The organism is Streptomyces albus subsp. chlorinus, from assembly GCF_013302895.1.
GTDB classification, from domain to species: Bacteria; Actinomycetota; Actinomycetes; order Streptomycetales; family Streptomycetaceae; genus Streptomyces; species Streptomyces chlorinus.
In genome coordinates, this window is the sequence record NZ_VJOK01000001.1 from 5,029,117 (window position 1) to 5,035,030 (window position 5,914).

The window sequence follows — 5,914 nt, forward strand, 5'->3', positions numbered from 1 at the left end:
AGGCCGGAGCCCGGCGGACTTGCCGCGCGAACGGCCGCCCGGCTCGCCCAGGTCCTCCAGCTCCTCGGCCTCCAGCCCGGCCCGCGTGCGCTCGGCGCGCGGCAGGATGCCCTTGGCACCCTCCGGGATGTTGAGCGCCTCGTAGAGGTGCGGCGAGGTGGAGTAGGTCTCCTCCGGGTCGTTGAAGTCCAGCTCCAGCGCCTTGTTGATCAGCTGCCAGCGCGGGATGTCGTCCCAGTCGACCAGCGTGACGGCGGTGCCGGAGGCGCCCGCTCGGCCGGTGCGGCCGATGCGGTGCAGGTAGGTCTTCTCGTCCTCGGGCGTCTGGTAGTTGATCACGTGGGTGACGTTGTCGACGTCGATACCCCGTGCGGCGACGTCCGTGCACACCAGCACATCGACCTTGCCGTTCCGGAAGGCGCGCAACGCCTGCTCGCGCGCCCCCTGGCCCAGGTCGCCGTGGACGGCACCGGCCGCGAAGCCCCGCCGCGAGAGCTGCTCGGCGACATCGGCCGCCGTGCGTTTCGTACGGCAGAAGATCATCGCGAGGCCGCGGCCCTCGGCCTGGAGCATCCGCGCGACCATCTCCGGCTTGTCCAGGGAGTGGGCACGGAAGACGTACTGGGTGGTGTTGGCCACCGTCTGGCCCTCGTCGTCCGGCGCGGTGGCACGGATGTGCGTGGGCTGGCTCATGTAGCGGCGGGCCAGCGAGATGACCTGGCCGGGCATGGTCGCGGAGAAGAGCATCGTCTGGCGGCGCGTGGGCAGCAGCTCGATGATCTTCTCGACGTCCGGCAGGAAGCCCAGGTCGAGCATCTCGTCGGCCTCGTCCAGGACGAGCGTCCTGATCTCCGAGAGCCGCAGCTTCTTCTGGCCCGCCAGGTCGAGCAGCCGCCCGGGGGTGCCGACGACCACGTCGACGCCCTTCTGCAGGGCCTCGACCTGCGGCTCGTAGGCACGGCCGCCGTAGATCGACAGGACCCGCACATTGCGGACCTTGCCGGCGGTCAGCAGGTCGTTGGTCACCTGCTGGCACAGCTCACGGGTGGGGACGACGACCAGGGCCTGGGGCGCGTCGGTCAGCTCCTCGGGCTTCGCCCGCCCCAGCTCGACATCCGCGGGGACGGTCACCGAGTCCAGCAGCGGAAGTCCGAAGCCCAGCGTCTTGCCGGTGCCGGTCTTCGCCTGGCCGATGACGTCGGTGCCCGCGAGGGCGACGGGGAGCGTCATCTCCTGGATCGGGAAGGGGGACGTGATGCCGACGGCTTCGAGGGCCTCGGCTGTCTCGGGAAGGATCCCCAGATCTCTGAACGTGGTGGACAGGGTGCTTGCCTCTTCTGTGTGACGCACGAGTGCGGCTGCGGCGGTTGGCCGTCCCAGGCGGTCCGGGCGGTCCAGCGGAGCGAGGAGCGGATCTACCGCAGCCGGGCGGCCGTCTCACGCGGCCCGCCCAGTGGTACGGGACCACTGGCTCCCGCTCAAGCGCCTCACTCGCGCGAGCGGTCCCTCTCGGCGCGGCCCGTGCGGGGAGCACGGGTCGGCGGAAGGCTGTCAGGTCGGAGCCGATCGGGCCACCGACCGGGCATCCGCATTTACATGCATGCAGCGAGTCCACCTCATCCAGTGGACCCATATCACTGTACCCCGAATCCGCGCATGTGTACCGGGCCGATCGTTGTGTACGGGATCCCCGGGGCCCCGTGAGGCCCCTGAGGACCGGGCAGGGGGCTTTGCGACCTGCGGTCGCGGGCTATCGTGCGCACTATGGAGACGCCTGACAAGACCGCCGACGGTTCCGAGCAAGCCACCGCCCCCGCCACCTCGATCGCCACCCAGGACTGGGAGCAGGCCTCGGCCGACCCGACCTACCGTGCCGCGGTCGTCGACCTGCTCGGCGCGCTGGCCTACGGGGAGCTGGCGGCCTTCGAGCGGCTCGCCGAGGACGCCAAGCTGGCGCCGACCCTGGTGGACAAGGCGGAGCTGGCCTCCATGGCGTCGGCCGAGTTCGGCCACTTCGAGAAGCTGCGCCGGCGGCTCGCCCGGATCGACGAGGACCCCACGGCCGCCATGGAGCCCTTCGCCGGGCCGCTGGACGAGTTCCACCGGCTCACGGCACCCTCCGACTGGCTGGAGGGCCTGATCAAGGCGTACGTCGGCGACTCCATCGCCTCGGACTTCTACCGCGAGGTCGCCGCCCGGCTGGACACCGACACCCGCGCGCTGGTCCTCGGCGTGCTCGACGACACCGGGCACTCCAGCTTCGCGGTGGAGAAGGTCCGCGCCGCCATCGAGGCGGACCCGCGGGTGGGCGGTCGGCTCGCCCTGTGGGCGCGGCGGCTGATGGGGGAGGCGCTCTCCCAGGCCCAGCGGGTGGTGGCCGACCGGGACGCGCTCTCGACCATGCTGGTCGGCGGGGTGGCCGACGGCTTCGACCTGGCCGAGGTCGGCAAGATGTTCTCCCGGATCACCGAGGCCCATACGAAGCGGATGGCCGCGCTGGGGCTTGCCGCCTGAGCCGCGGCTGTGCGGTGCGCGGTGCCGGGGTGGCACGCAGGGTGTCCTTGCGCCACTGCCGCCGCCCCGGCGCGTCCCGCAGCAGCAGCGACAGCAGCGCCGCGCTGACGCCGAGCGAGACGCACAGGTTCGCCGGCGCGTGGCCGGGGCCGAGCACGATGTGGCTGATGAGACCGCCGACGAGGGCGGCGACGGGTCCCGTGGACAGCACGAGCCGCCGGTCGGGAAGCCGCTCGGGGAACCGCCTCGTCGCGGCGAGCGCGAGGGCGAGTCCGAGGCTTGCGGAGCCGAGAGCCTCCCAGATCATGAGGACCTCCTCGGGGTGGACGTTCGCGTGACCGCGGGTCGCGGTCGTCTCCCGTCCTCCCCCTGCTCGGGGAGACTGAAACGGCGGCTGCGGGGACAATCCCCGCAGCCGCCGTCGGGTGTGTGCGGCCGGGCGTCGCGGTTCGCCCGCCTGTGCGCCTCCCCGTACGCCAGTGCGCCGAGGGGTGCGTCAGATCGCGCCGAAGCCCACCTTGCGGCCCGAGGCCTCCCCGATCTCGACGTAGGCGACACGGTCCGCGGGGACCAGGACCCTCCGGCCGTGCTCGTCCGTGAGGCTGAGCATCCCGGTGCCCTTCTCCAGTGCCGCCGCCACCGTGCTCTCGACCTCGTCAGGAGTCTGCTTGCTCTCCATGACGATCTCGCGAGGCGCGTGCTGCACGCCGATCTTGACCTCCACGGCTATGTCCCTCCGACGGTCCAGGTGTCCCCGTGGCGATGCCCGGGGAGTGGTGCGCGGCAGGCAGCCGCGCCGTACGGGAGCAACCCTAGCTCTCGGCGGAAAGCGCGAGGGGGCACGGTCGCACGCCCGCAGCGAACAACCGCGCCCCCTCGGACGCCCTCCGGGCCGCACGGCCCGGAGGGCTACTGCATCGGGAACCCGGCGATACCGCGCCAGGAGAGCGAGGAGATCAGCTTGGCCGCCGCGTCCCGCGGGATCTTCTGGCCCGCGCCCAGCCAGTAGCGCGCGGTGATCTGCGCCATCCCGCACAGCCCCACGGCCAGCAGCATCGACTGCTCCTGCGGCAGCTTGGTGTCCTCGGAGATCACCTCGCTGACGGCCTGCGCGCAGTCCAGGCTCACCTTGTCCACGCGCTCGCGCACCGCGGGCTCGTTGGTGAGATCCGACTCGAAGACCAGCCGGAACGCACCGCCCTCGTCCTCCACGAAGCCGAAGTAGGCGTCCATGGTGGCCGCCACCCGCTGCTTGTTGTCCGTGGTGGACTCCAGCGCCGCGCGCACGGCCTGGAGCAGCGCCTCGCAGTGCTGGTCGAGCAGCGCGAGGTACAGCTCGAGCTTGCCCGGGAAGTGCTGGTAGAGAACCGGTTTGCTGACACCGGCGCGGTCGGCGATGTCGTCCATCGCCGCCGCGTGGTAGCCCTGCGCGACGAAGACCTCCTGAGCTGCGCCCAGCAGTTGGTTACGTCGGGCCCGGCGGGGCAGACGCGTGCCACGCGGGCGCGCTTCGGTCTGCTCGATGGCTGTCACGCCGCCTCCCTGAGTTTTCCTGAGCGCGAGCTGCGCTGCGCGGCCATCGTACTTTTCGGTAACGGGAGTGCGAGGTGCGCGGGCCCCGAAATTCCTCCGCCCGTCGGCCGCGGCGGGTGCTTTATCGGTACTCGTCCTCGTTCAGCTCCACCACGCGGGCCTGCTCGGCGGCGTCGGCCGGGTCCACCTCGTGGAGGCCGCGCGGGGCGAGCGGCTCGTCCCGCTGCCGCAGCACCTCGGCCTTCTGCTCGGCCGCGTCCGCCTCGGTGACCTCGGGGCTCTCCACTTCCTCGGGCTCCTCCTCGTAGCCGCCGTAGGCGTCCGCCTCGTCGAAGGTTTCCGGATCGGTCGGGTCGACAGACATGCCGGCTCCCCTTTCCAGGGTGGGGCCCGTCATGCGGGCCTGCGTTCGAGACTACGGGCGGGTCACCAGGGGCGCACGTCGCATGCCTCCGGGATGGGTCCCGCCGGGCGCGAGCCCCTGGCATCCCCTGTACACCAGTGTGCTTCTTCTGTGACGGTGAACACGTGAGGGGCGGTGTGATCGTCTCGTAACATTGCCCCATGTCCTCCACCGAGCACCCGGAAAGCCGTGCCCGGACGGCCCGTGCCGCGGCACCGCCGGCCGCACCGCCGCCGTCGGAGGCGGGGGAGAGCGGCCGGGCCGGGGAGCCCCGCGGGGCCGCGGAAGGGGAGACGCTCGGGACGGTCACCCTGCCAGGCCTGACGCTGGCCGTGCGGCGGCCCCGCCGCGCCGCCGCACAGGAGCCGGCCGGTGGGAGCGGACAGGACACGGCCGCCGGAGGGGACACCCGTGAGGCGGCCCTCTATGTGCACGGCCTCGGCGGCTCCTCGCGCAACTGGTCCGCCCTCATGCGGGAGCTGGCCGGCGACGTGGACGGCGAGGCGGTCGACCTGCCCGGTTTCGGTGACTCCCCGCCGCCCGACGACGGTGACTACTCGATCTCCGCGCACGCCCGCGCGGTCATCCGCCACCTCGACGCGGGCGACCGCCGCCCCGTGCACCTGCTCGGCAACTCCCTGGGCGGCGCCGTCGCGACCAGGGTGGCCGCCGTACGGCCCGACCTGGTGCGCACCCTCACCCTGGTCTCGCCCGCCCTGCCGGAGGTCCCGCCGCCGCGCGGTGCCTGGCCGACGGCGATGCTGGCCGTCCCCGGAGTCGCCGCGCTGTTCGGCCGGATCACCCGCGACTGGCCCGCCGAGCGCTGCGCGGGCGGCGTGCTCGGACTGTGCTACGGCGACCCGGCGCGGGTGACGCCGGAGGACTTCGCCGCCGCCGCGGCCGAGTACGAACGCCGGGCGAGACTGCCCTACTTCTGGGATGCCATGGCCCGCTCGACACGGGGCCTCGTGGACGCCTATACCCTGTCCGGGCAGCACGCACTGTGGCGGCAGGCCGAGCGGGTGCTGGCACCCACGCTGCTGATCTACGGTGTGCGCGACCAGCTGGTCGCCTTCCGGATGGCCCGGCGTGCCTCGGCCGCCTTCCGCGACTCCCGGCTGCTGGCCATGCCGGAGGCGGGGCACGTCGCCATGATGGAGTACCCCGAGATCGTCGCGGGGGCCGTCCGCGAGCTGATCCACGACGCTGCCAGGGCCGCCCGGCGGTCGGACGGCCACCCGGCCGGTGCCGCCCCGCGTGACCCCGGCAATCCGGAAAGGTGACCAGTGGGACGCCACAGCCGTAAGGGCAAGGCCGGTACCGCGCGCGGCCGGCAGCGCTCCGGGATAGCGCAGCGCCCCGCCGGGACCGGCCCGGCCGCCGCCGGGCCCGGCTCCGAGGGCGCCCCCGAACAGGCCGCCGCCACCCGGGAGCACGGCACGCCCGCGCCGTACCCCTCCGGAG

General features: G+C 72.9%; 7 protein-coding genes. 2 read left to right on the forward strand and 5 right to left on the reverse strand.

What is annotated here, in order from left to right; all coding sequences use genetic code 11:
• Positions 1-1,350, reverse strand: a 1,350-nt coding sequence (locus FM076_RS22065) for a DEAD/DEAH box helicase (protein WP_173872710.1), incomplete at its 3' end; no start/stop codon positions are given.
• Positions 1,351-1,764: 414 nt separating this feature from the next.
• Between FM076_RS22065 and FM076_RS22070 the strand changes: the two genes are divergently transcribed.
• Entirely contained in the window at positions 1,765-2,514 is a 750-nt protein-coding gene (locus tag FM076_RS22070) for a ferritin-like fold-containing protein (protein WP_173872711.1), read from the forward strand.
• Here the strand turns inward: FM076_RS22070 and FM076_RS22075 are convergent.
• The 4 genes from FM076_RS22075 to FM076_RS22090 all read right to left on the reverse strand — a co-directional run bounded on the left by FM076_RS22075 (position 2,465) and on the right by FM076_RS22090 (position 4,411).
• On the reverse strand, positions 2,465-2,821 hold the full coding sequence (locus FM076_RS22075) for a hypothetical protein (RefSeq protein ID WP_173872712.1): 357 nt from the start codon (positions 2,819-2,821) through the stop codon (positions 2,465-2,467). The genes FM076_RS22070 and FM076_RS22075 overlap by 50 nt on opposite strands.
• Positions 2,822-3,010: 189 nt before the next feature.
• Positions 3,011-3,238, reverse strand: coding sequence for a DUF3107 family protein (locus tag FM076_RS22080; RefSeq protein WP_173872713.1), 228 nt, complete (start codon positions 3,236-3,238; stop codon positions 3,011-3,013).
• 185 nt (positions 3,239-3,423) lie between these two features.
• Entirely contained in the window at positions 3,424-4,047 is a 624-nt protein-coding gene (locus FM076_RS22085) for a TetR family transcriptional regulator (RefSeq protein ID WP_173872714.1), read from the reverse strand.
• A 121-nt stretch (positions 4,048-4,168) separates the two neighbouring features.
• Positions 4,169-4,411, reverse strand: coding sequence for a hypothetical protein (locus tag FM076_RS22090; RefSeq protein WP_173872715.1), 243 nt, complete (start codon positions 4,409-4,411; stop codon positions 4,169-4,171).
• Positions 4,412-4,611: 200 nt separating this feature from the next.
• Between FM076_RS22090 and FM076_RS22095 the strand changes: the two genes are divergently transcribed.
• Positions 4,612-5,733, forward strand: coding sequence for an alpha/beta fold hydrolase (locus FM076_RS22095; protein WP_173872716.1), 1,122 nt, complete (start codon positions 4,612-4,614; stop codon positions 5,731-5,733).
• The last annotated feature ends 181 nt before the right edge of the window (positions 5,734-5,914 follow it).